The organism is Vreelandella janggokensis, assembly GCF_031451615.1.
In the GTDB taxonomy this organism is placed as follows: Bacteria; Pseudomonadota; Gammaproteobacteria; order Pseudomonadales; family Halomonadaceae; genus Vreelandella; species Vreelandella janggokensis.
This window is the reverse complement of record NZ_JARWAJ010000001.1, coordinates 559,565-581,651: the sequence shown is the minus strand read 5'-3', so window position 1 is coordinate 581,651 and position 22,087 is coordinate 559,565. Positions and strand designations below refer to the sequence as shown.

The 22,087-nt window shown below is 57.7% G+C and carries 17 protein-coding genes and 1 pseudogene; 3 read left to right on the top strand and 15 right to left on the bottom strand.

Annotated features, from left to right (window positions below; translation table 11 throughout):
* Positions 1-114: 114 nt before the first annotated feature.
* From QC816_RS02690 to QC816_RS02645, 10 genes are all read right to left on the bottom strand, one after another.
* Entirely contained in the window at positions 115-1,626 is a 1,512-nt protein-coding gene (locus QC816_RS02690; RefSeq protein WP_309780867.1) for an amidase, read from the bottom strand.
* 60 nt (positions 1,627-1,686) lie between these two features.
* Complete coding sequence (locus tag QC816_RS02685) at positions 1,687-3,384, bottom strand: nitrilase-related carbon-nitrogen hydrolase (RefSeq protein WP_085917744.1); 1,698 nt, start codon at positions 3,382-3,384, stop codon at positions 1,687-1,689.
* Between the two features lie 17 nt (positions 3,385-3,401).
* Positions 3,402-4,400 carry an acetamidase/formamidase family protein gene (locus tag QC816_RS02680; protein ID WP_085917743.1) on the bottom strand — a complete coding sequence of 333 codons (999 nt, stop codon included), beginning with the start codon at positions 4,398-4,400 and terminating at the stop codon, positions 3,402-3,404.
* 138 nt (positions 4,401-4,538) lie between these two features.
* On the bottom strand, positions 4,539-5,258 hold the full coding sequence (gene urtE, locus QC816_RS02675; protein ID WP_309780864.1) for an urea ABC transporter ATP-binding subunit UrtE: 720 nt from the start codon (positions 5,256-5,258) through the stop codon (positions 4,539-4,541).
* Complete coding sequence (locus QC816_RS02670; protein ID WP_085917741.1) at positions 5,245-5,967, bottom strand: ABC transporter ATP-binding protein; 723 nt, start codon at positions 5,965-5,967, stop codon at positions 5,245-5,247. The genes urtE and QC816_RS02670 overlap by 14 nt, the downstream gene beginning before the upstream one ends.
* Positions 5,964-7,067, bottom strand: a complete 1,104-nt coding sequence (locus tag QC816_RS02665; protein WP_217807976.1) for an ABC transporter permease subunit — start codon at positions 7,065-7,067, stop codon at positions 5,964-5,966. Before QC816_RS02665 ends, QC816_RS02670 begins: the two co-directional genes overlap by 4 nt.
* Positions 7,068-7,940, bottom strand: coding sequence for an ABC transporter permease subunit (locus QC816_RS02660; RefSeq protein ID WP_085917740.1), 873 nt, complete (start codon positions 7,938-7,940; stop codon positions 7,068-7,070). It lies immediately after the preceding gene.
* Between the two features lie 104 nt (positions 7,941-8,044).
* On the bottom strand, positions 8,045-9,280 hold the full coding sequence (locus tag QC816_RS02655) for an urea ABC transporter substrate-binding protein (protein WP_085917739.1): 1,236 nt from the start codon (positions 9,278-9,280) through the stop codon (positions 8,045-8,047).
* Positions 9,281-9,430: 150 nt separating this feature from the next.
* Entirely contained in the window at positions 9,431-10,081 is a 651-nt protein-coding gene (locus QC816_RS02650) for an ANTAR domain-containing response regulator (RefSeq protein WP_176243630.1), read from the bottom strand.
* The gene (locus QC816_RS02645; protein WP_085917737.1) at positions 10,078-11,256 is read right to left on the bottom strand and encodes a transporter substrate-binding domain-containing protein; all 1,179 of its coding nucleotides are present in this window, start codon (positions 11,254-11,256) and stop codon (positions 10,078-10,080) included. The genes QC816_RS02650 and QC816_RS02645 overlap by 4 nt, the downstream gene beginning before the upstream one ends.
* Before the next feature lie 534 nt (positions 11,257-11,790).
* Here QC816_RS02645 and QC816_RS02640 point away from each other — a divergent pair.
* Together QC816_RS02640 and dusA are read left to right on the top strand one after the other, a co-directional pair.
* Positions 11,791-11,904 (top strand): annotated as a pseudogene (locus QC816_RS02640) (integrase core domain-containing protein); the annotation flags it as partial.
* Positions 11,905-12,165: 261 nt separating this feature from the next.
* A complete protein-coding gene (gene dusA, locus QC816_RS02635; protein ID WP_309780859.1) occupies positions 12,166-13,197 on the top strand; it encodes a tRNA dihydrouridine(20/20a) synthase DusA in 1,032 nt (343 codons plus the stop codon).
* A gap of 36 nt (positions 13,198-13,233) precedes the next feature.
* Here dusA and QC816_RS02630 read toward each other — a convergent pair whose 3' ends face one another.
* Both QC816_RS02630 and QC816_RS02625 read right to left on the bottom strand, forming a co-directional pair.
* Entirely contained in the window at positions 13,234-14,688 is a 1,455-nt protein-coding gene (locus tag QC816_RS02630) for a catalase (protein ID WP_309780857.1), read from the bottom strand.
* A gap of 189 nt (positions 14,689-14,877) precedes the next feature.
* The gene (locus QC816_RS02625) at positions 14,878-15,909 is read right to left on the bottom strand and encodes a succinylglutamate desuccinylase/aspartoacylase family protein (RefSeq protein ID WP_085917734.1); all 1,032 of its coding nucleotides are present in this window, start codon (positions 15,907-15,909) and stop codon (positions 14,878-14,880) included.
* Positions 15,910-16,138: 229 nt separating this feature from the next.
* Here QC816_RS02625 and QC816_RS02620 point away from each other — a divergent pair, with 229 nt between their 5' ends.
* Positions 16,139-16,777: a TetR family transcriptional regulator gene (locus QC816_RS02620; protein WP_085917733.1), complete on the top strand. Its 639-nt coding sequence runs from the start codon at positions 16,139-16,141 to the stop codon at positions 16,775-16,777.
* A 3-nt stretch (positions 16,778-16,780) separates the two neighbouring features.
* On the opposite strand, the gene QC816_RS02615 is transcribed toward QC816_RS02620, so the two are convergent.
* The 3 genes from QC816_RS02615 to QC816_RS02605 all read right to left on the bottom strand — a co-directional run bounded on the left by QC816_RS02615 (position 16,781) and on the right by QC816_RS02605 (position 22,059).
* Complete coding sequence (locus QC816_RS02615; RefSeq protein ID WP_309780854.1) at positions 16,781-17,452, bottom strand: hypothetical protein; 672 nt, start codon at positions 17,450-17,452, stop codon at positions 16,781-16,783.
* A 153-nt stretch (positions 17,453-17,605) separates the two neighbouring features.
* The gene (locus tag QC816_RS02610; protein ID WP_264823434.1) at positions 17,606-20,788 is read right to left on the bottom strand and encodes an efflux RND transporter permease subunit; all 3,183 of its coding nucleotides are present in this window, start codon (positions 20,786-20,788) and stop codon (positions 17,606-17,608) included.
* The gene (locus QC816_RS02605; protein ID WP_085917730.1) at positions 20,785-22,059 is read right to left on the bottom strand and encodes an efflux RND transporter periplasmic adaptor subunit; all 1,275 of its coding nucleotides are present in this window, start codon (positions 22,057-22,059) and stop codon (positions 20,785-20,787) included. Before QC816_RS02605 ends, QC816_RS02610 begins: the two co-directional genes overlap by 4 nt.
* Positions 22,060-22,087 lie beyond the last annotated feature (28 nt).

Below are 22,087 nucleotides of genomic sequence, written 5' to 3'. Positions count from 1 at the left end.
CATCCCGGCACCGAAGGTTATCGCCCGACGAAGTCGGGCGCTGGCCTACAAGGGCTTTACGAGCGAAGGTTAAGGACTGGGTATAACACCTCCTACGGCGCTGGACGCATACCGCTAGCCGATAGCGACCTGATAGGCATGGGCGACCTTCAGCACGGTTGCCTCATCCCAGCGTCTCCCCACCAGTTGCATACCGACAGGGAGGCCTTCTGAAAAGCCGACCGGCACGCTCATTGCCGGGTGCCCGCTCACATCAAACGGGGCGGTGTTGTGCAGATTGCCAAGCGCACCGGCGAGTGTGCTGGTGAGGTGTTTATCTGCCGGCCTGCTGACCGCTTTCATGGCGGTGGTGGGCATGATCAGCAGGTCATATTCCTGCAGGGCCTTGTCATAATCGCGAGCTAGCCGCCGACCGATATTCTGGGCCTTACCGTAGTAGTGGCGATTATACTGCTCGGACATGTAATGCCCGGCAAGCACCGTCATCTTCACAGTGTCGCTGAAGTCATGGCCACGGGCGCGGCGAGCCCGTCCGTAAAAGTCCATCAGTTGCGTACTGTAATGGCCGCGCCAGTTGGTGCCGTAACCATCGCCCCTGACCATCAGCTCGGTCGCACCCTCAAAGGCGATCGCACTCCACAACGCCAGCCCGTCGCTGTGCATGGGGACTGAGACCTCCGAGGCACGCGCCCCGGCTTTTTCCAGTATGCTGACGGCCTCTCTCACAGCGGCGTCCACGTCCGGTTCACTGACACCGGCAATGCCAAACCCTTCACGCAGGATGCCAATACGCAAACCTGCAAGGTCTTCGCTAAGCGATTCGGTATATTTCGCCGTGCGTACATCGTACTGGCGCGGATCCAACCCATCCGAGCCAGCCAGCACTTCCAGCATGCGCGCGCAATCTTCCGCAGTGCGCGCCATGGGGCCCACATGATCGATTGTCAGCTCAATCGGAAAGATCCCCGTGTAAGGCACCAGGCCATGGGTGCCTTTGATGCCGTAACAGCCACTCCACGAGGCGGGCAGCCGAATGGAACCGCCCTGGTCGCCCCCAAGCGCCATATCCACTTCACCATTAGTCACCACCACGGCGCTGCCGTTGGAGGAGGCCCCGGCCAGCCGGTCATGATCGTGCGGATTTACCGGCTGAGGCTCGGGATAGCCGGTACAGCCGCCACCGTCAAAACAGAACGCAGGTACGGCCGTCTTGCCGATGATATGCGCGCCAGCGTCGAGCAGCCGTGTGACCACGGTGGCGTCTTCCCGGGGCACAAAACCTTCCATGATCGGCGAACCATTCATCATGGGAATGCCTGCCAGCGCGATATTGTCCTTTAACGCCACTGTTCGACCGGCTAACGGTCCTTCCTTGGCCCCAGGCACCGAACACTTCCACGCCCAGCCATTGAGCGGGTTGTCGTCACCTACCGGGCGATAACCCAATTCTGACCGAGGGTAGTTGACCGGCAGTGATTCATCCGCCAGTTCATCCAGGCGATCATAAATGGCCATTGAGCCCACAACGGCGGACTGGAACTCGCTCAGTTCATCAAAGGAAAGGTCAAAACCGTAATAATCGGAAATGGCCGCCAAGGTATCAATGCCGGGTCGCTTCACGCTCATGGTCAACTCTCCTATAAACAGACGGTTGCCTGAAAAGGCATCTAGTAAGGGAGGAACAAACTACCTCTCCAACAAGCTGTGGTAATGGTGTGGCAGGCGCATCGCCACCAGGTCCTTGCGGCGCACAGCGCTGTTCGGGTAAGCCGACTCCAGGTTGCTCGTGTCGATGGCAAGCTGAATGCAGCCCCTGGCGCTGGTCATCAGCGCCTCCTGGCGAGGGAAATGGAACGTATCCGGTCCGAATATACCGCTTAATCCGGGTAAACCCGACTCGGGCATATGCACATTGGCGAAGGCGAAATAGCAGTTGTTCTCGCCACCACGCACCCGGTAATGGTGCCAATGGTGTTCGTCCGGGCCGGTAGAAATAGGGGCTGGCTGACGAATGCCTGTACCGGGATGCGCACTATGAAAAGGCCCGGGTAAGGCGGCAGGGCAAGCGATCACATCACACCCTCGCAGCGCCAGAATACGCCCCGCCTCGGGAAAATCGGCATCATGGCCGATCAGCATTCCCACGCGACCTAAGGGTAAATCGCCGCTAACCCAACGTTCGCCTGGTGTTGCCCATTCTCGATCAACCTCGGTTAAATGAATCTTGCGATACACCTCCATAACGCCCTGCGCCCCCACAAGAGCGGCCGCATTATAGAGATGCCCATCCTCCTGCTCCGCGAAACCCACCACGTAGTACTGTTGACGATCCTCGGCGAGTCGACAGAGTGCGCTGAAAGCAGGGTGCTCCGATGAAATAGGATTGATCGCGCCAGCGTTCAGTCCCGTCAGGGCTAACTCGGGCAGAACCACCAGCTCGGCATGCTCTGCTTCGGCGATCAGCGCCATACATTGGGAAAGATTATCGTCGAGATTGTTCGAAGGGGAGAATTGAGCAACCGCAATGGTACTTGCCTTGCCCTTGGGCAGTGGCTGATGACCATAAAGCCTGAAAAAGTCCAACGGGTTCCAGGCGTAAGTTTGATGAAGTAACTCATGATAGAGATCTGGCCGACGCTCATTGGCTAACGGCCCTGTTACTCGGTCGGTATCAATCTCGCCCAGCACGACTCCATCGCCGTCATCCCTGCTCGCCTGGACATGTCCATCCGGGTCAATCACGCAGCTGCCGCCACTGAATTGAACACCCCGTTCAAGCCCCCAGCGGTTACTCTCGATAAGGTAGCAGCCATTTTCCCTGGCACGACTAATCCAATATGGGGCAGGCGCGCGCTCGGCAAGCCAATTACTCAGATGACAGATGACATCGGCGCCCTGCAACGCCACCAGACGTGAGGTTTCAAGAAAATGAATATCCATGCAGATGAGCAGCGCAATCCGCCCAAGCGACGTCTCAAACACCTGATGGCCCGTATCCCCAGAGGCCGCCCACTTTGGCTCGGCAATGTAAGGGTGGCTTTTACGATGCTTACCCAGATACCCCTCTGGGCCCACTAGAACCGCGGTGTTGTAGTAAAGGCCGTTGGCAGGCTCCACTTCCGGCAGCCCGATAACGATATAGCAGTCAAGCTTCGCCGCCAAAGCGGCGAAGCATTCGGTTGAAGGCCCAGGTACCGGTTCTACATAGGGCGTCACTTCCTCCCTGTCATACCAGCAGTAACCGGTAAGGCCCATTTCCGGCGTGATGATCAGCCGCGCCCCCGACGCAGCCGCCTCTTCCACCAACCGTTTCAGCGCATCGATATTGCGCTCTTTGGCTAACATTTCAGGCTCAAACTGCACCGTGGCGGCAAGGTATTTCATTGTTACCTCCCCGCTCGCTAGCGTGCTTGTCCAACGATGGACTTAAGGATGGAAGCACCTAACGTATACTTTGGATCCACCATATTGCCCAACCGCACACGCCCTGCCTGGGTGAGCAGCATGTAAGCCTCGATCTCATCGAAATCGAACTCTGCCGCCAGCCAGCGAACCAGCTCTCGGTAGGCAATGCGCGAGGCATCTTCCATCGGCCGTGCGGAACCAATGGTCATATAGAACTGCTCGTTTTCCAGGCGCGGCCACTTGAACGTCCAATCCTTAATCAAGTCGACCTGTACGGTTGTCACGGTAGGGTGCTCAATCGCCACGCCGCACAATTCACCATCGCCCTGGGCTGCATGACAGTCCCCCAGATAAAGGTAGGCACCTTTGGTATGCACCGGCAGATAGATGACTGCTCCAGGCGCCACATCGGGTAAGTCCATATTGCCGCCGTAATAATCGGGAACCAGCGAGCTAATCGACTCTATCTCTGGCGAGACCCCAATGGTGCCAATAAATGGCTGATACGGCAGGGTTATTTTATCGGTCCACTTCACGCCGGTTTCCGCGTCAACGTCTACCTTCTTAACCCGCTCCGGCAGTGGTTCATTGAGTAGCGCGGTGTCACCGGTCGCCACCAAACCACCAAATTCGGTAATCAGCGCCGTCGTACCGCAAGGCTGCGGGCCACGGGGTTTCATGTCGCGGATATACACCGCCAGGCAGTCACCCTTCTCGGCCCCTTCTACGTAGATCGGCCCGTTTTGCGGATTAAGGTAAGGCAGATTAAGCAATTCGCTTGGCTTGTCGCTTTCCGAGCGCAGTTTGCCTTCGAAAGCATCATGGGTTTCCGCACTGACGATATCCCCCGGCTGAATATGCAGCACGGGCTTGGGGTTGGGCCCAAGCGTATAGTGATACTGACCTTGAACCGCCTCTGTCAGTTGGTGGGTAGTACCCGGCTTACCGCTGGCGACGGCGCGACGCGCCATGATGGAATGATCAAACCAATTCATTGTTCTACTCCTTTTTATGTACTGTTTAGGTACTTTTAGCTGCTTTCAGTCATCGCTCCAGGAACTGCAGACCGGAGCTTGCGTCATGGTGAAATGAACCTACGCTTCGCATGCCCACCTTGGGGTCACGCCCTACCCTCAAACCGCCAGAATGCGACGCATCGCGTCACGGTCACGGAGTTGTTCCCTAGCCAGCTCGTGGGTGATTTGCCCCTTGTCCATGACGTAGCAGCGCTGCGCCATGGTCATGATCATGTCCAGATTCTGCTCGACGAGCAGAATCGTGACGCCCAGCTCACGGTTGAGCTTGAGAATGTTGCGCGAAATGTCCTTGACGATATTCGGCTGGATACCTTCCGAGGGTTCATCGAGCAGCATCAGCTTCGGCTTGCCCACCATGGCCCGGCCGATCGCCAGCTGTTGCTGCTGTCCACCACTGAAGGTGCCCGCCCGCTGATTGGCCCGCTCGCGCAGGATAGGAAAGAACTCGTAGACCCGCTCATAGTCGACGCCCTCTCCTGGCTGCTGGAGCATCTCGCCAACCTTAAGGTTTTCCCAGACGGTCATGCGCGAGAAGACCTCGCGCCCCTGCGGGATATAGCCAATACCCAAGCGCGCACGCTGGTTGGATTCGAGCGTACTGATATCCTCACCATCGAAGCGGATAATGCCCTGTCGATGCCTGAGAAGACCGATCAGCGTCTTCATCAAGGTCGTCTTGCCGACGCCATTCCGGCCGATGACGGCCACCACCTCTCCCCGGCCAACACTCAAGCTGACCTCTTGCAGAACAGAGGTTGTCCCATAGCCAGACGTGACGCCCTCCACGCTCAGCAGATCTGTATTATTCGTCGTCATCGGCTGTCCCCAGGTAAATACGTGCGACCTCTTCGTTAGCCTCGATATCGTTGATCGTGCCTTCCGCGAAGATCTCACCGAAGTTCAGTACGCTGACCTTATGGGCAATCTGGCGTACGAATTCCATATCGTGCTCGACCGCCAGAATGGACATCCCCTGGCGATTGAGGGCTTGGATCATCTCGCCCGTGCGCGCCGTTTCTTCCGGCGTCATACCCGCCGTCGGCTCGTCGAGCAGCAGCAAACGTGGTCCAGTACTCACCGCCATGCCGATCTCAAGCCACTGCTGCTCGCCGTGGGAGAGCTCACCCGCAAGCTCGCCTGCCTTGTCGGTGAGCCTTACAAAGGCAAGGGCTTTGTCGATCGCCGCTGTCATTGAATCGCCATGCAGATGGTTCTGAACCGCGATCTGCATGTTTTGCCAAACGGACAGCTCAGCGAAGATACCCGGCACCTGAAACTTGACGGCGATGCCCTGTTTCACGCGTTCAAAGGAACGAAACTTGGTGATGTCCTTCTCCGAGAAGAATATCTTTCCGGCGCTGGGTCGATGCTCACCAAGCACAAGCTTGAAAAACGTGCTCTTCCCCGCACCATTGGGGCCAATCAAACAGCGGATTTCACCGATCTCCATCGAAAAGTTCACATCCTGGGCAACTTTCACGCCGTCGAAATGTTTATATAAATGTTCGGTTCGCAGTAGGGTCACGACATACCCTCCTTACGCTTACGCAGGCGGACAAAGAGCCTGGCCAACCCCGGGATTAAGCCTTCCGGCAAATAGACCACGATGACGACCAATAGCAGTCCCATGATGACGAAGGCGTAGTAGCTGCCGTAGATCGTCAGATTCTGGAATATGCCCAGCACCACCAAGGTGCCTACCAGCGTCGCGGTAAGATCTTTGCGTCCACCCACTGCCACCCAGATAATGGGCAAGGCAGCAGCCGCCAAATCCATGTTGGAGGGGCTGATGTACTGCCCCCAGGCGGTATAGAGCACGCCGGACAGCCCCGCCAGCCCGCTGCCAATCACAAAGGCAATCAATTGATAGCGGCGCGTGTCATAACCAAGCATTTCAGCGCGATGCGGATTCTCACGAATCGCCACCAGCACATTGCCGAATCGCGAATTGACCAGCACCCGCAACCCCAGGTAGCAAAGCACCAGCAGGGCCAGAAGCAGGTAATAAAGCGGCACGCCCGAATACAGCGCGATATCGCCCCCCGGCCAAGGAATGGTCAACGGCGGCATACCGGTCATGCCATTGTCGCCACCCAGCCGTGCATCGCCGATCGCCCATTGCGAGCCAGCGGTCTGTGCCATAAAGGTGGCAAATACCAGCGTGGTCGACAGCGTAACGATACCCAGGAAGACACCGCTGATTCGCCCGTAGAAAAGAATGTAACCAAGTAGCGCCGCCCCCAGGCACGACACCCCAACCCCAATCAACACGCCGACGAGGGTCATACCGTAAGCCGCGCCAAAGTTGATCGTGACGACACCGTACGTGTATCCGGCAAGCCCGAAGAAAGCCGTCTGGCCAAAGCTGAGCGACCCCGTGTAGCCCCAGATCAACGACAGCCCAAGCGCCATGAACACCCAGCAAAAGAAGTAGGCCGTATTACCGACGCTCCAGGCATCCGCAAAGGCGGGGTAAACGATGGCGGCCCCAATGGCCAAGGCAAAGCCAACCCAAAACAACGGGCCGCGACCCAGTGTTTGCGGACCGTTAACGAGCCGCATCCAGTTGGGAACTCGAGACGACGAAGGTGTCGTCACCGATCCTTCTCGCTGCAACATACCCATTTATGTACGCCCCTTGAGTAACCAGCCAGACAGGCCTTGTGGGAGAATGCGGATAACCACCATGACGGTTATTAATAGCCCCACCTGGCCTATTAGCTGCCCTTGCCAACCGGTCAGAAAGGCCTTGATGACCGCGAGTGTGGCCGCCGCCGGTGCGGTACCCAGGAACACATCCGCGCCACCGACAACCACCGTCACGAAGCTCTCGACCAGGAAATTGGCACCCAGCGTCGGCACGATGGAAATCGTCGGTGCATAAAGCGCACCGGCCAACCCGGCCAGGGCCGCCCCGAGGCCAAAGGTGAGTGAGTACATACGTCCGGTGTCGATACCCGCCGCTTTCGCCATGTGCGGTGCTTGAATGGTGGCGCGCGAGTGGATGCCGAACGTCGTATGGTGAAACAGCACATACAGGCCAACGAGAAGAAGCACGGCGACCCCAAGCAGCACCATCCGATAGGTAGAGTATGTGTAGTCGCCCACCGAAAAGCTGCCAAGCGGCGTACTGATGCCCGACATGCTTGAGCCAAGCAGGATCAGCGTGCCCTGGGTAAGAATCAGGCTGATCCCCCAGGTGGCCACAATAGAGTCCAGCGGCCGGTGATAGAGGCGGTGGATGATCGTGCGCTCTAGCACAATGCCAAGTATCCCGGCGGCCAGACTGCCACACAGCATCGCGATGGGCAGTGGCACCCCCAGGCGTGCCGTTACGACCGTGACGTAGGCGCCGCACATGATGAATTCACCATGAGCCAGGTTGATGATGCCCATCATCCCGAAGATCACCGCAAGCCCCATGGCAGATAGCACCAGAAAAGCAAACGCATCCCCAAACTGATAGAAAGCTGTGAACGCTAAATGTAGGTATTCCATATCCAGCTCCTGGGCAGGAAACGCCCGCGAGGTTTCCCGCTTAATGCAAACTCACAGGTCAGGCAGGGTGACGTTCACCACCCTGCCGGGACGATGCGTGATATTTACTCGTTGGGAGGGCTAGAGGGGGTGTACTGGGCACTTGGGTCGTTCTGGGTCAGGTCGCAACCATTGTCACCCAGCCAGTACGGCTCGATATTTTCCCAGGTTTCAGGGAAGGAGATCTCGTGGTTCTCATCCACTTTTGCCAGGAAGATATTGTGAGACATATGCTGGCTTTGCGGATCGAGACACACCGTGCCAGAAGGGCCATCAAAGCAGACATCTCCCTCGGCGATGACGGCGCGAAGGTCTTCCTTGTCGGTCGAGCCATCGGCACGCTCAACCATCTGCTTGTAAAGGTACATGGCGATATAAGAGTTGGCGGCTTCCTGATTCACATAGGGCGTATCAGGGAAGCGCTCATAGAATTTCTCAACGAACGCATTCGCCTCAGGGGTATCCACTTCTTCGATGAAGTTCGTTGTCACGAACATGTTTGCAAGGCTTGGTGGCGCAAACCGCTTATGTTCGTAGCCCTGCCCAACGTTCACCGATGAAGCCATGGGGATCCCAAGGTCTGCAGACCCCGCTTGCTCGTAGTAGGACGCCTGATTGGAACCGACCAGCAGGGTGACGACGAAGTCCGGGGCTTCCCCCTGAATGTTTTGGATGGTTTGCGAGAACTGGGAAACATCCAGAGGGATGAACTCCTCGCCCACGATTTCGCCGCCTTCCTCTTCAACAATCTGACGCACCCACTCTGCCGAAATCTGGCCAAAGTTATAGTCCGCGGCAATCGTATAGACGTTCGGGCCATACTCTTCCATCATCCAGGGAATCAGCGTCGAGAACTGCTGCTCTGGGACCGCGCCGGTCACGATCATGTTGGCGTCGCACACACCGCCTTCATACTGGTTATTATAGAACGCCAAGCCGTCGAACTGGTTGACTATCGGGCGATACGCTTCACGCGATGACGACGCAAAACCCGCAAAGACGGTATCCACCTGATCACGCTGCAGGACCCGCCGCATCAACTCCTGGTAACGACGATCATCCGATTGCGTATCGTAAACGACCAGCTCGACCTCACGACCCGCAATACCGCCCGCATCGTTGATTTCCTCAGCTGCCAACTCAATGGCACTCACCTTGGCCTGCGTCACCGCGGCAAAGTTGCCCGACTGGTCCTCAAGCACACCTATCTGGATGGGATCATCCGCTGACGCCTGGGTCACGAAAGTGCCCGCCAACAACGTCGTCAAGGTGGCCGTTTTCTGGATTGTTGAGTATTTCATTTGTATACCCCTGATGTAGTTTTACTTTTTCCTTCCTCGCCGTCCTGCAGCAAAACAGCTCCCTAATCGCCTCTGCCTAAAATGAGAAGCGACCTTTTGCTCTTGAAGCCTGACCGATATATTCCGCTTCGACCGATCTCAATCAGTCCGCTATAAATAACCGTTCAATCGGGTCTCCCGAAGACGATGGACCGAGTCGATCTCCTCTTTGAGTGCCGCCACCGCGATCTCACCCGAGACGATCATTGCCGCCAAATCCTCAAGGGATAGCCGGCGGTTCATGCTCGCCGACCGCAATAGGGCAAAGGCGTCATTGACCGAAATTCCGATATCCTCGATGAGCTTGATCGCCGCCGTGCAGACGACCTGGCGGGCACGAACCTGCTGCTCCAGACGATGAAGTTGTTGCTCCGTCTGGCAGGACTCGTTATAGGTTTGGTAAGCGATGATGAGACTGGCCAGAATACCGGCCTTGCGTAACGGCTTGGTCAGATAGCCGCACACACGGCGCTCGATGAACCAATTGACTGAACTCGGCGCATCCGAACCGATCAATGCAATCGCCGGCCCCTGGACGCTGTCGATCATCTGCGTGATGCTGCCAAATTGGCGTCCCAGTTCATCGTCGAAGAACACCAGGTCAAACGGCTTGCCAGTCTCCGCCTCATCGTGACTTTCATGAACGACCGGGGTTACGCCCAGTTCCACAAGGAACTGAGTCAGCACCGCTCGATCCTTTTCAGCGGCACACACAATCAATGCCCGGTGCCCCCTGAAGTTGCGTCGCGTGGTAACCGTCATCGCACGATCCTCAAGCCAATGTTGTTCTGAGCAATGGGCGTTTCCGACTGCGCTGGCCCTGATCCACATGCTTCCGCCCATACGAGATAAGGATCCGGGCGAACGGGTGCCGTGGCTTCTGAAATCACCTCGAACGTCGCGTCTTCGCTGGATATCCCCAGCCGAACAGTCAAGTAACTGTGGTTACTCTCGGGATCGACATGCACCCTTCCCTGGGGCGCCTGGAACGACGCTCCATGCAAGGCTTTTTTCACCCGGTCGATATCAACGGAATCAGCACCAGCCAAAGCAAGGGCGAGTAGATGCACAGTATTGTAGGAAGCCTCTGCGTCGGCACTCGGCAGGGCATCATGGCCGTAACGTTGGCGATAACTGGCAACGAACTGCTTGTTAACCGGCGTGTCGATCGTCGAGAAGTAAACGCTGGATGCGAGATGCCCAGCACACGCCTGAGGACCAATCTGGGCAAGTTCCGGCTCGCAGAGCGTACAGCTGCCAACCACAGTCTTTTGTAGCGCTGCATTTTCACCCCGCGCCTTGGCAAACGCTCGGTAGAACGCATAGCTGGACTCACCGATCAGCATGTTCATGATGAACGCGGGCTGCTTTTCGTGGATCTCTTCAATGATACGGGCCACATCCAGATCACCGACCTGCAGGTAGCGCTCGGCGATCATTTTTCCGCCATGCGCCTTGGTCAGCTCTCTGATGATGCGGCCGTTTTCCCAGGCCCACACGTAGTTGGAGCCCACGAAGTAGACATCTCGGGTGATATGGGCGAGCACATGGTCCATCAGCGGGAGGACATGCTGGTTCTGAACGGCGCCGGTGTAGATGACGTTATTATTGGTCTCAAACCCTTCGTAGTGAGACGGATACCACAGCAAGCCATCGTATTTTTCGAAAATCGGGATTACTTCTTTGCGACTGGAAGACGTATAGCAACCAATCACATGCTTCACGCCCTCATGGCGCAGCAAACGCCGCACGTGGGTGCTGTAAGCAGCGTTGTCACCGGCTGGCTCGCATTCGATAGGTACAAGTTCAAAGGGGAAGCGTTTGCCCTGGTTGACCTCTTCCAGCGCCAGCATCGCCCCATCTCGCATTGAGCGGCCAACGGTGGCGTAAGGGCCCTGGGTGGAAAAGAGTATGCCAACCGGAATACGACTGTTCATTGAACGACCTTCCTGTTTGCGGACATAAAAAAAGGGCTCACAACGCTACCTGACGGTAACGATGGGAGCCCTATTGCTCTGTGCTCTTTCGGCATATGCCGACGCACAATATGTCTATTACAGAATTTAGATTGTGACCCTTTATCGACTTTGTCAACCCACTGACGATATTTTTAAAGTCGAAGATCACACCCTAAAATTCTTAATATTGAGTTAAAGCAACAAGCGTGCCAACTGACCAACGCCTGCCATAACGGCTTTTTCACACGCCTCACCAACCATCGATGCGCGCTTTTGACTCAAAAGTAAGCTGCGACGCCCCGAACAGGTGCAACTGGTCCTCTAAGCCTTCAATTCGTTGGGCAATCATCAAGTATCCCGCTACCAAGCGTTATTCATACGCCGACAGTAAAATAACATTGATCGTCCGCCCGGCTTTTTGGGTCATGGCCTCGATGTAGCGACGTCACGCCCCGATTGAGTAGCACTACCGATTAGAATCCGATCCTATACGTTGGTGGGCGATATCTAAGTGGCGTTGCTTTGTTTTTGATCAAGCCTGAAAAACCAGACCAAAACAACCACATCGAATCGTTCAATGCGCGCTTTGGGGATAAATGGCTGATTGAGCATCGATTCACCAACCTTCATCCCTAACCCATAGCCCGACCTAACCGCATTCGAAGTCGATTTATCCCCACGCCTGATAAACGCTCTTCAGGGTTCAACGGCAACAACAGAGACGATTTCACCCTCTTTGGGTGGCGATTTAGGCTCTGGGCCGGGTGTTTTTTTTTGCGTACAATCGCACACCAACCATCCCCGATTCTATGCGTCCGCTACGGTGTATCATTTCCACTTGTTTCAGGACGTTATTTATACCGCATACCGAGTATGCAAGTGATTGATATGACGAACATTAACCCAGCAGACGCCGCGCGTCGGTTCTCCGTCGCGCCTATGATGGACTGGACAACCCGGGACTACAGAGCCTTTGCGCGCACCTTGACCAGGCGTGCGTTGCTGTATACCGAGATGGTGACCACCGGGGCTATCCTGCAAGGTTCGCCGCGTGCGCGTTTTTTGGGCTTTGACGACGTTGAGCACCCGATTGCCTTGCAGCTTGGCGGCAGCGATGCCGCTGAGCTTGCTGAGTGCGCAGCGATTGCCGAAGCGTGGGGGTACGACGAGGTCAATCTGAACGTCGGCTGCCCGAGCGACCGGGTGCAGAACAATATGATTGGCGCCTGCCTGATGGGTTTCCCTGAAAAAGTCGCTGCCGCTGTGCGTGCCATGCAGGCGTCGGTGTCGATTCCCGTGACGGTAAAATGTCGTATCGGTGTTGATGATCAGGACGAAGATGCTGACCTGACACGCTTTATTGACACCGTGGCGGATGCGGGCTGCCAGACGTTTACCGTTCATGCCCGTAAAGCCTGGCTGCAAGGTTTATCGCCCAAGGAAAACCGCGATGTGCCCCCGTTGAATTACCCGCGTGTGCATCGCTTGAAGCAGCAGCATCCCACGCTGCACATCGGGATCAACGGCGGCATTAAAACGCTTGAGGAATGCCAGGTACAGCTCGAACACGTAGATAGCGTGATGGTAGGCCGTGAGGCCTATCAAAACCCGTGGCTGCTGGCGGGCGTGGATGAGCAACTGTTTGGCACACCAGGACCCGCCGCTAGCCGCCTGGATGCTGCACGGGCATTTCGCCCCTACATACAGTCGCGGTTGGACGAAGGTGCCAAGCTCAACCACATCACGCGTCATTTGCTGGGTCTGTTTCAGGGCTGCCCGGGTGGGCGTCGTTTTCGCCGCCACCTGTCGGAAAACGCGCATAAAGAAGGCGCCGGGCTACGCCTGTTTGACGAAGCCCTGAGTCTGGTCCGCGAGCCCTCACCCCAGCCTGCCGACGCCAAACAGCCCGCCACCGCTTAGCAGTGACGGGCTGCGATTAGGCGATTGCCGGAGCTGTTACTGGCCGCGCACGCCTTGTTCGATGCGCTTGCCAATATCCGGGTCAACGTTGCGCCAATACTCGAACGCGCGCTCCAGCACCGGTTCCGTCACGCCGCCAGAGAGGTGGCCCACCACATTGTTGACCAGCCGTTCACGTTCGGCGTCGTCCATCACGTCACGTACCAACGCGCCAGCCTGGCTCCAGTCATCATCGTCTGGGCGAAGCGTGTACGCCTCACGCACAAACTGACCGTCGGTCGACCAAACGGCATCTTCCGGGTAGCGCTGCGGATCGGCTTTGGGGCCGCCTTTGCTGTTCGGCGCATATACCGGGTCGGTGGCATGCTTGATGCGCATCGCCCCACCCTGGCCGTAGCTGTGCACGGGGCTCTTGGGCGTGTTCACCGGAATATGCTTGTAGTTGACCCCCAAGCGAGCGCGGTGGGCGTCGGCATAGGAGATCGAACGTGCCAGCAGCATTTTGTCCGGTGACAGCCCCGTTCCCGGCACCATGTTGTTAGGCTCGAACGCGGCCTGCTCGATCTGGCTGTGGAAATCCGTCGGGTTGCGGTCCAGGGTGAGCTTGCCGACGTCGATCAGCGGATAGTCGTCGTGGGGCCACACCTTGGTCAGGTCGAACGGGTTGATGCGATAGGTCTTGGCATCGTCGAAGGGCATGATCTGCATCTTGAGCGTCCAGGTCGGGTAATTCCCCCGCTCGATCGCCTCAAACAGGTCACGACGGTGATAGTCGGCATCGCTACCGGCCATCTCATCGGCCTGCTGCTGGGTCATGCATTTGATGCCCTGGTCGGTCTTGAAGTGATACTTCACCCAGAAGCGCTCGCCATCTTCATTGACCCACATATAGGTATGGCTCGAGTACCCGTTCATGTGCCGCCAGGTGGCCGGAATGCCCCGGTCACCCATCAACCAGGTCACCTGGTGGGCGGATTCGGGCGAAAGCGTCCAGAAATCCCACTGCATGTCGTGGTCGCGCAGGCCATTGTCGGCACGACGTTTTTGCGAATGGATGAAGTGCTGAAACTTCATCGGGTCGCGCACAAAGAACACGGGGGTGTTGTTACCCACCATGTCGAAATTGCCGTCGTCGGTATAGAACTTCACGGTGAAACCGCGTGGGTCGCGCCAGGTATCCGGGCTGCCGCTTTCCCCGGCCACGGTTGAAAAGCGAATCACCACATCGGTTTTGGCGCCTTTCTGTAGAAACTTGGCCTTGGTGTATTGGCTGACATCGTGGGTCACCTCGAAATGGCCGAACGCCCCGCTGCCCTTGGCGTGAGGTTGTCTGTCGGGAATCATTTCGCGGTTGAACGCCGCCATCTGTTCCATGAGATAATGGTCGTGCATGACGATCGGACCATCTTGGCCTACCGAAAGCGCATGCTCGTCGCTGGCAACCGGATTGCCTGCTTCAGTTGTCGTGTAGTTGGGGTTGTCGCCTGCCATCGTTAGTTCTCCCTTCATTCGAGGTGGCGCGGTCACTGTCCAGTCACCGTCTCTGCCGCTAAAGCTTGGCCACTGGCCAGTTGGCTGCGTTGGTCACGTCATCAGTTATAGTTAAATACAGCACTTCCCGCCATCCATGGCGGTGGGGCTCCAACTATCAAATCGATAGTTTTCTATTATCAATTTTATTCAGTAAATCGCGTCAGGGGGTGGTGTAAGGCTCGACTGGAAGCTTTCGATCGCTGTCTCGGCCTCCTCGATGGCATCAAAGCGCGCGATATGAAACAGCGCTTCGCCTTCATTGGCCAGCGGCAAGCGGCTCATACCAATCACGATGCCGTCGGCCATTGCGCGCACGTCGCCCTCATCATTGCCGAATGGGTCCGCCACCTTACCCAATACTTCACCTTTGGCAACGCGTGCCCCCAGGCGCACCTTGGGTCGCAGGATGCCGTCGATGGGTGCCCGCGCCCAGCTCGAACCATTGGCGACTTCCGCAGGCGCCGGCGAGCGGCGGCGCTGCTCGCCACTGAGCATGCCGAGGCGGCGCATTACTCGCAGTACGCCGCGTACCCCCGGAGCGATCGCCCATTCATCAAAGCGCAGCGCCTCACCGGCTTCGTAGGTGAGCACCGGAATACCGCGACTTTGCGCATAGTGGCGCAGGCTGCCCTCGCGCAGCTCAGCATTGAGGACCACCGGTGCACCAAAGGCATCGGCCATACGTTCGGTTTCGCTCTCCGGGCTCAGTTGAGCGCGGATTTGTGGCAGGTTCGTGCGGTGGATCGCCCCGGTATGCAGGTCAATGATATGCGTGGCGTGATCGACGATTTCTTCACGGAACAACGCCGCCACACGCCCACCCAGGGAACCGGATTCGCTACCCGGAAAGCAGCGGTTGAGATCTCGCCGGTCGGGCAGGTAACGCGTTTGTTGCAGAAAGGCGAACACATTGACGACCGGCACAGCAATCAAGGTGCCCTTCAGGCTATTGATGGTTTTTGCGCGTAATACGCGGCGAACGATTTCCACACCGTTGATTTCATCGCCGTGAATGCCACCACATACCAGCATGACCGGACCGCTGCGCCGTCCGTGCACCACCTCGACGGGAATGTGCAAAGGCGTATGGGTATACAGCCGGGCGACCGGTACATCGATCTGTAAGCGCTTGCCGGGCGCAATACTGTGTCCGGCAAGTTGAAAAGAGGCTCGTGCCATTATGGATTGTCTCGCTTTGCGGGTTGTATAGCGTGCACTGCCACGACATTTAAAAACAGCGTTTCCAATTATTCTTTATACCCGCCTCGCTCTGAAATATCAGCCCCCTGAATATGTGAGTGCTTACCCATACGTTTCCGCACACCGTTTCCATACACAATTGAATGTAAAATAATTGCAGAATCAGATAAGATATATGCATAAATAACGTCGACGAGGTTGGGTTTCCATGGCAAGAAAAACAAAGGCTGAAGCAGCGGCCACGCGCGAGGCGCTACTCGATGCTGCGGAAGAGATGTTCATGGAACACGGTGTCGCCCGCACCTCGCTGGAGCAAATCGCCCGTCAAGCCGGGATGACGCGGGGCGCGGTTTACTGGCACTTTAAAAACAAGGGCGACATGTTTCGTGCCATGCTCGAGCGCGTTCATATGCCGTTCCAGGACCTGGTGGATGAAATCGAGGCGCTGGAGCACGATGTTTCCTCGCTGGAAGCCATTCGACTGGCCTGCCTAAAGGGGCTGGAGCGCTTTGAACAGAACCCTCGCGCGCGCCGGGTTCACGCCATCCTGATTCATCGCTGTGAATTTTTTAGCGACATCGATCCTATCGCCATGCAGCAGGAAATCGCCGACGAATGCCGCGACTCGCTTTACCAGCACCTGCTGATCTCCGAAGAGCAACAGATGCTCGTTCAGGGCCTATCACCCGACGTTGCCACTGACCTGCTCCAGGCAACCCTCGCCGGGCTGTTCCATGAATGGATCAGAGACCCTTCGCGATTTTCAATCTATGAACGGGGTGTCCCGCTAGTGAACCAGTTGACCAGCATGATGCGCCGTTCAACTGACACCAGCGGGGCAAACTGACCGCTAATGATGCGCTAAAGGCCCAGCCGACCCGGACTTGCCTTTAAGCAGACGCAACCGTGTGCGGGTTTCGAGAAATGCATCCTGCGCAACGCTGCGGAACGCATCCTCTCTAGGCAGGTATTTGACCAGAACGCGGTATTCACCCACGTTTTCTGCCGCGTCATGCTTACCAAGTAACTGCACCTCGCATGAAGGGTCGTCGGTGAGAACCGCAAGCCCAGGATGCCCTTCACTGCTCGCCTGCACCACTTGCACACACTTGCCCAGTAAGCTGCGACGAGCGTGATGGCGATGAAACCATGGCCCTACCTGCCGACACAGGATTTCTGCGATTGGCGACGCCAGGGCAAAGCTTGCCCAAAGCAGCACCACACCAATCGGCACGATAAACAGCCCAACCGACAGCCAGCGCAGCACCAGCAGTTCTACCGCTAGTGTCATCCCAGCCGCTAAAACGATCAGCCAACTCAAGGCAACCGTCGTCGGCACCCCGGCGAACCCAAGGGCGACCAGTGCACTTGCCAGGTGGTCATCGCGTAGGCTGTCTCGCTCGAACAGCTCCACAGGGGCTAACCGTAGTAGCACCAATAGCCAATAAAGCCCGACTAACGGCAGTAATATGCTGAACAGGATAAACGGAAAACTCATCACCAGCTGGCGTACGGTATCCATATTATGCCTCCTACGCTTGCGCTCATGTTATTGAGCTTTGCCCTATCAGCGTAGCGGCCTGCCCTGGCAATAACATGTAGCAGCGCAGCATAAAAAACGGGCATCATCGCTCGCGATGATGCCCGTCAATTTTTGCTGGATCAGCGGGGTGGCTTAACGGCCTTGTTCCATCGCCGACTGATCGCCTTGCTTGGATTTACCGCGGAATATGCGGCCTAACCAGTCAGAGAGCTGAGCGATCATGACGTAGTAGCTTGGCACGAACAGGCTGCCCAGAATGGCCACCGTGGCCATACCCACCGCCACCGTGGTGCCGATGTGGTGGCTGCTGACGTCACTCGCCCCCGTGGCCAAGGCCAACGGCAGGGTACCGAAGATAAACGCCAGCGACGTCATGATGATCGGCCGGAAACGCAGCTCGGCAGCGGTAATGGCTGCCTCTTTTATCGTCTTGCCTTGCTCCTTGCGCTGTAGCTCGGCGAACTCAACGATCAGGATAGCGTTTTTGGCGGCCAGGCCGACCACCACCAGCAGGCCGATTTCCACGTAGATACTGGTATCCAGCCCGCGCAGCACGATGCCGCCGACGCCCCCCAAAAACGCAAAGGGCGTAGAGGTCAGCACCGCCAGCGGCAGCGACCAGCTTTCATACTGGGCCGCAAGGATCAGGAACACCATCAGGATGCCGAAGACAATCGCAAGCGCCGCTGTATTGCCCATTTCGGCTTCCTGGTAAGCGGTACCGGTCCAGCCCATGCCCCAGTTTCTACCCAAATTGTCGGCAACGATTTGATCCATCGCCTCGATCGCCTCTGCCGAGCTGTAGCCTTCCGCCGGGCCGCCCTGGAACTGCGCCCCCAGATAGACGCCAAAGCGCGATACCACGGCAGGCTTGGCTTCCCGCTCGAGGCTGACAAACTCGGACAGCGGAATACGCTCGCCGTCGCCGCCGCGCACGTATACATGATTCACGTCATCCGGCGTTCGGCGGAACTCGTCTTCGTTTTGCAGATATACCTGGAAGTTACGGTTCTGGTAGCTGAAGTAGTTAACAAAGCCGGTGCCGAACGTATTGGACAGCGTCGAATGCAGATCTTCCAGCGACACGCCGTAACTCAGCGCTTTCTGCTGGTCGATATCAGCGCGGTAGCCGGGCACGTTGACGCTGAAGGTCGTGAACACCTGCTCGAGCGCCGGGTGCGCGTTGGCCTTTTGCATGACCTGCATCGAGGCTTCGAACAGCTCCTGGGAGGAGGCCCCGCCGAAAGACTGCAGGTAGCCGGTAAAGCCGCCGGTGGTCGACAACCCCTGGATCGGCGGCGCATTGAACGCCCTGGCCGAGCCGCCGGGTATTTCAGCACCGATCTGCATAATCCGCCCGACAAGCTCAGTAGCGGTAATATCGCGCTCGGGCCAGGGCGCCAGGTTGATGAACATGACCCCGCGGGCGGTATTCACCGAACCCGTCAGGATGTCGTAACCCGCCACTGCTGATGAATAGCTTACCCCCGGAATGGCTTCGACCCGCTCGCTTAGCGCGGCCATGTAATCCTGGGTGCGGTCCAGAGACGCCGCATTGGGCAATTGGATACTCGCCAACACCACGCCCTGGTCGGTTTCCGGCACCAGACTCGAGGGAGTGGTTTGATACAGCCACCATGAACCGCCGATGACCAAGCCAGTCAGTACCAGCGCCAGTCCCCAAAAGCGTACCAGGAACTTCACCGCCACCATGAACACTGCGGTAATGGCGGCAAAAAAGCGGTCAAACAGGCGCAGTGGCGTGTTCACCGCACGCATGAATTTGGACTGACCGTGTTGGGCCTTGTGCTTGATGAAGATCGCTGACAGCGCAGGCGTGAAGGTCAGCGCCATCAGCGCCGAGAACGCCACCGATATCGCCACGGTCAAGGCAAACTGCTGATAGATCTGCCCGGTGAAACCGCCGAGGAACGCCACGGGAATGAAGACCGCCGCCATGATCAGCGAGGTTGCGATAACCGGCCCGCCGACTTCCTTCATGGCGCGAATAGTGGCGTCCCTCACGCTGATGTCATCGTCCTCGCTGAGCACCCGCTCAACGTTTTCGACCACCAGTATCGCATCGTCCACCACGATCCCGATCGACAACACCAGCGCGAACAGCGTCAGCAAGTTGATCGAGAAGCCGAACATGTAAAAGCCCGCGAACGTTGCCAGTACGGACACTGGCACCACCGACATGGCGATCACCGTGAATCGCCAGTTCTGCAGGAAGATGAACAGAATAACGCCAACGATCAGGAAGGCTTCAATAAAGACTTTCACCACGGTCTTGACCGAGGCGTCGATGAACAGCGTGGTGTCGTAGGGCACCGCGTACTCGAGCCCCGGCGGAAAACGCTCGCTCAGCTCTTCCATTGTGGCTTTCACCGCGCGCGCGGTTTCCAGCGCGTTGGCACCCGGCTGCTGATTGATGATGATGGGCGCCATGGCCTCGCCGTTCAGGCGCGCATCCACCCCGTACGACGAGGCGCCGAGCTCGATCCGTGCGACGTCATCCAGGCGCAACGTCGAACCGTCCGGATTGGTGCGCAGCGCAATATTGCGGAAATCGTCGACGTTGTTGAGCCGACCACCCGCCGTGATGGTATAGGTATAGGCACGCGGATCGCTTTGCGGCGTGGCCGCCAGGCTGCCCGCCGGCACTTCAGTATTCTGGGCGCGAATGGCCGAGGCCAGCTCGGTGGGCGTCAGGTCGTACTGAGAGAGTTTTTCCGGGTCCATCCAGATGCGCATGGCGAACTCGCCGCCGCCCAACACCTCGGCTTCGCCCACCCCGGGGACCTGACGTAACTCGTCGATGACGTTGAGGGTGGCGTAATTCTGCATGAAGATGTTGTTGTAGTCGCCCTCCGGCGAGGTCAGCGCCACAAACATCAAGATCGAGCTTGATCGCAGCTCGACGGTCACGCCCTGATCCTGCACGGCTTCAGGGAGCTGCGAGAGCGCCCCCTGTACCCGGTTGTTGACGTTGATGGTGTTAATGTCGCCTTCGGTGCCGATATCGAACGACACGTTGAGCGACATGCTGCCGTTATCGCTGCTGTTCGAGGTCATGTAGATCATGCCCTCGACCCCGTTGATCGCTTCTGCGATCGGCGCTGCGACGGTCTGGGCGACGGTTTCGGCGTCGGCCCCCGGGAACTGCGCCTGCACCGAAACGGTCGGCGGCACGACGTTTGGGTACTGCTCGATGGGCAGCACCCGCATGCTGACGACCCCGATGATGGTCAGGATAATCGCCAGAACCGTCGCGAAGATGGGGCGGCTGATGAAGAAATTAGAGAAATTCATTGCGAGGCGTCCCCTTCCTCACCGCCTTCCTGTTCACCGCCAGCATGGTTTCCCTGGCCTTGCCGTGCCGGCTCGGCAGCTTCCGCCTGCGCTTCATCCAGGTTTTCAATCACTTCCTCGGCGCTGCCGCTAAACGGCTGAGGGTCGATCGCCGTCCCGGGTTCGATACCGGTAGGATCGCCGACCACCACGCGATCGCCTTCTTCCAGACCGTCGCGCAGAATCTGCCAAGGGCCGGCCATCTCGCCAAGGGTGACCGTGCGTGAGCGGGCGCGATTCTCATCGTCAAGTACGAAGACCTGGGGCCCCATCAGGCCTTGGGTAACGGCAATTTCGGGCACCGCATAAACGCCGTAGCGCTTCAGCCCCTCAAGGCTGACGCGGACGAATTGACCCGGCAGAATGTCCCCGTCGGGATTATCAAAGGTGGCGCTGGCCTGCACGGTGCTGGTGCGGTCGCTGACCCGCGACCCCAGATAATCAAGGCGACCTTCAAGGGACTGATCGTCTCCGCCATCACGTCCGGGCAGCGCCAGGGTGGCACGAATGTCTTCAACCGATTCCTCTTCATGCAGCTGTCGACGCAGTGCAAACGCATCGTCTTGCGGCATCTGGAAGCGAACTTCCAAAGGATCCAGCGGCGTGACGGTGGCAAGCTCGGTGCCGGACTGCACCAGATTGCCCACATTAATCTCGCTCAAGCTGATCATACCAGCGACGGGCGCCGTCACTTCGGCATAGTTCAGGTCGATCTGGGCGCTTTCCAGTGCCGCCTGAGCCTGGGCCACATTGGCCTGGGCAACGCCTAGGTCCGCACGCGCCTGGTCGTAGTCCTGACGACTCACCGAATTCTGGTTCAGCAACCGCTCAAAGCGCTCTGCATCACGCTGAGCGCGGGAAAACTCCGCACGGGCGCTTTGCAAATCGGCTTCTCGCTGGTTCACCGTGGCGCGGTAGACATCAGGCTCGATGGAGTAGAGAAGTTGGTCTTCCTCGACAAACTCACCGGGCTCGAAATGACGCTCCTGTAAATAGCCGGTGACGCGGGCAACCAGAGTAACTTCATCGTCGCTGCGGAGCAGCGATGAGTATGATTTTTCCAGCGGCAGATCTTGTCGGGCCGCCTCGGTCACTTCAACAGGATGCGGAGGCGGTTCTTGTTGCTGTCCCTCTGCTTGGCCGGCTTGCTCTTCCTGGCCACAGGCAACAAGCAGCGCGCTAGCGCCAATCACCATCAGCGCGCTACGTACGCCGTAAAACATGTTCTTCATTACTTTTTCCCTTGAGGCGCCTATAAAA